Genomic DNA, 474 nt, shown 5'->3' with positions numbered 1-474 from the left:
GCCTCCGGTGGCGCGTCCGGCGGTGGCTCAGGTGGGGCCACGGTGGGCGAGGGGCTGGGGGCGCCCGCGAAGCTGGCGATCGTCGGCGGCGTGGTGGCCGCGGCAGGCGCCGCCGTCGCGTACGCCCTGATGGGGCACTCCCCCGCGCCGGACCGGACGGCCCAGGCCGAGGCCAGCGCCGCCCCGGTGACGCCTGCGCCCAGCGCGACGCCGGAGCCGTCGCCGCGCCACTCCCCCAGTCCCACGCCGACGCCCTCGGAGAAGCCGCAACCGAAACCCACGCCCAGGGCGAAGGCGCCGGCCTCGCCGCGGGCCGTCCGGGTCACCCCCGCGCCCGCTCCTCCCGTCCGCGTCGCCGCGCCGAAGCCGCGCCCGAAACCCTCGCCGCCGGTCTCTGCGCCTCCCGCGCGCAGGCCGTCGCCGATGCCCGCGTAGGCGAGCTGGTTCAGCTGGTACACGGCGGGTGGGAGGGGA

At 80.0% G+C, this 474-nt stretch carries 1 pseudogene; it reads right to left on the bottom strand.

Features of this window, described 5'->3' with window-relative positions:
- Nucleotides 1-458 (bottom strand): annotated as a pseudogene (locus tag ACSNOG_RS32945) (hypothetical protein); the annotation flags it as partial.
- Nucleotides 459-474 lie beyond the last annotated feature (16 nt).

Source organism: Streptomyces sp. URMC 124 (assembly GCF_051386455.1).
Classification (GTDB): domain Bacteria; phylum Actinomycetota; class Actinomycetes; order Streptomycetales; family Streptomycetaceae; genus Streptomyces.
The sequence above is the reverse complement of the archived record's forward strand: the minus strand, read 5'-3'. Positions and strand labels throughout refer to the sequence as shown.